The 3,035-nt window shown below is 59.6% G+C and carries 2 protein-coding genes; both read right to left on the reverse strand.

The annotated features are described in order from the left end of the window. Positions 1–167: 167 nt before the first annotated feature. Complete coding sequence (locus tag F0169_RS26970; RefSeq protein WP_152748127.1) at positions 168–2,126, reverse strand: MacB family efflux pump subunit; 1,959 nt, start codon at positions 2,124–2,126, stop codon at positions 168–170. A gap of 3 nt (positions 2,127–2,129) precedes the next feature. Further along, the coding region (locus F0169_RS26975) for an efflux RND transporter periplasmic adaptor subunit (RefSeq protein ID WP_152748128.1) at positions 2,130–3,035 on the reverse strand (906 nt) is incomplete at its 5' end.

Here is a 3,035-nt window from a genome sequence, read left to right on the forward strand (position 1 = left end):
CCACAAAAAGCAAAAGCAGGTGTGCTGTGTATGCAAAAGCCGCCTTTGATCTGCTTCAACCACTCAGACTGGGCCGGCATTCCGGCCCAGTCAAAAGTGACCCGCCGTGAGGGCAGAGCCCATTTAAGCCATCACAAAAACAACGGAGATACACTCAATCTCAAGCATCAATCACGTGCCAACGCCTCGATAGGGTCCAACCGCGCCGCGTTCCTCGCCGGCACAAACCCAAACACAATGCCAATCATCGTCGAACAAGCAAACGCGGTGACAATCGAGCCCAGCGAAAACACCATCTCCCACTCTTTCACAAACAACGAAAACAGGTAGCCGATCGCAAAGGACAGCGAAATACCGATCATCCCGCCGATCAGGCAAACCATCACCGCCTCCACCAAAAACTGCTGACGAATATCCGACTGCCGCGCGCCCACCGCCATGCGAATACCAATCTCGCGGGTACGTTCGGTAACCGACACCAACATGATATTCATCACCCCGATGCCGCCCACCAATAACGAGATCACGGCGATCAGCGACAACAACAGCGCCAGCGAACGGCTGGTTTTCTGCACCGTCTGCATGATGCTGTCGAGGTTATTGGTGAAGAAGTCCTTGGTGCCGTGGCGTTGCAGCATGAGTTTATTGACGTTGTCTTCGACCACCTTGCTCGGTTGGCCGTCTTTGATGCGCACGGTGATGCTGTCCAAATGGCGTTGCCCCAACAGGCGCCCCGCCGCTGTTTCATAAGGCACCCAGACGTTCAGCGACTTGTTCGCGGCGAACATGTTTTTATTCTCGGCCGCCACGCCAATCACCGTGCAGGGCAGTTTGCCGACCAGAATCACCTGGCCCAACGGGTCGACCGTCGGCCCGAACAGGCGCTGACGCGTGTTGTGGTCGATTACCACGACCTGCGCCTGGCGCCGCGCATCGCTTTCGCTGAAGGCAATTCCGGCTTCGAGTTTCAGCCCTTTCACGTTGAAGTAACGGTCACTGACACCATTCACCTGCGCATCCAGATCGATATTGCCGAAGCGCAGCAACAGGTTACGGCCCACCACCGGCGTGGCGCTGTCGACGTAGTACAGCTGGTTCAGCGCGTCGACATCCGAGGGCATCAGCGTCTCGATCGCCGACGCGCGGCTGTCACCAAAACTGGTACCCGAAAAAATATCGATGGTGTTGCTGCCGATTGCCTGGATGTCTTTCAGCACATAGCGCTTGGCGCCTTCGCCGATGGCCGAGATCGACACCACCGAAGTGATGCCGATGACGATACCGAGCATTGTCAGCAAGGTGCGCATACGATGCGAGATCAGTGCGACCCAGGCCATGTTGAAGGCTTCTTTGAACAACCCAAGGCTTGCCACCAAATGCCGCGCGCCGCTGCGCTTGGGCTCAATCGGGGCTTCGCTGGGCACTTCCAGGCCAACGCTTTGATTAGCCTTGTCGCTGACGATCTCGCCGTCACAGACCTCGACGATGCGCTGGGCATTCGCCGCCACCTTGGGGTCGTGCGTAACGATAATCACCGTGTGCCCGGCTGCGTGCAGCTCGGCGAGAATACGCATCACCTCTTTGCCGCTGTGGGTGTCGAGGGCGCCGGTGGGTTCGTCGGCGAGGATCACTTCGCCGCCGTTCATCAAGGCCCGCGCAATACTCACACGCTGTTGCTGGCCGCCGGACAACTGGCTCGGCCGGTGGCTGATATGCCCCGCCAGGCCAAGGCGCGTGAGCAATTCCTGCGCACGGCTGTGGCGCTGGGCCTGCGGCGTACCGGCATAGATCGCCGGCATTTCCACGTTGTGCAGCGCACTCAGGTGCGCCAGCAAGTGATAGCGCTGGAAGATAAAACCGAAGTAATCGCGGCGCAGTTCCGCCAACTGCTCATCCGCCAGTGAACGGGTTTCGATGCCGTTGATCTTGTAGCTGCCGGCGGTGGCGTAATCGAGGCCGCCGAGGATGTTCATCAGCGTGGATTTGCCCGAGCCCGAGGCGCCGATGATCGCCAGCATCTCGCCGGCCTGAATGCTCAGGTCGATGCCCTTGAGCGCAATAAACTCGCGCTCGCCGGCCATGAAACTGCGGGTGATGCCCTTGAGTTCCAACAGTGCTTGAGCCATGCGTCAGCTCCCCGCCACGGCAGGCGTTGCGTCGCCGATGACGACTTTATCGCCCTCGGCCAGGCCCTCCAGAATCTGCACCTTGACGTTGTTGTTGATCCCGGTTTTCACCTCACGCAACACCGCCGCGCCTTTGGCATCCAGCACGCGCAGCGAGTAACGGCCATCGGCATTGCGCGCGCCAAGCGCCGCCACCGGCACCATCAGCGTAGCCTTCGCCGTATCAAGCACCACGCGCACTTGGGCGGTCATGGCGATGCGCAAGCGGTGGTCAGGGTTGGGCACGTCAAACAACGCGTTGTAGAACACTGCGGTGTTCTGCTTGGGGGTGCCGGCGGTTTGGCTTTCGAGAAAGTTTTGCGGCGCAGGTTCTGTGCCGCGCAACTGCGCGTAGTAGCGTTTCTCGGGCTCACCGAGGATGGTGAAATACACCTGTTGGCCGGGGCTGATGTGAATCACATCCGCCTCCGACACTTGGGCCTTGACGGTCATGGTGTCCAGGTCCGCCAGCTTGAGCAGTACCGGCGCCAGTTGGTTGGCGATGACGGTCTGGCCTTCCTGGGTGACGATGCCCACCACATCACCGTCGATGGGCGCGATGATGCGCGTATATGCCAGGTTGACCTTGGCGGTGTCGATCTGGATATGCGCGCTTTTGATCTGCGCGTCCAGGGACAAGAGGTTGGCTTGCTGCACCTGAAAGGTCGACTCGGCCTCTTCAAAGTCCTGCCGCGACACTGACGCGTCGTCCTGCAGGTGTTTATAGCGTTGGTAAACGGCCTTGGCCTGCTTGAGTTGAGCCGCGGTGGCGCGGCGTTGGGCCTGCAGGTTTTCTTCGTCGACCTGGGCTTTGCGCAGGGTATTTTGCAGGATCAGCGGGTCGATTTCGGCGAGCCATTGGCCTTTTTT

Source organism: Pseudomonas kitaguniensis, assembly GCF_009296165.1.
GTDB classification, from domain to species: domain Bacteria; phylum Pseudomonadota; class Gammaproteobacteria; order Pseudomonadales; family Pseudomonadaceae; genus Aquipseudomonas; species Aquipseudomonas kitaguniensis.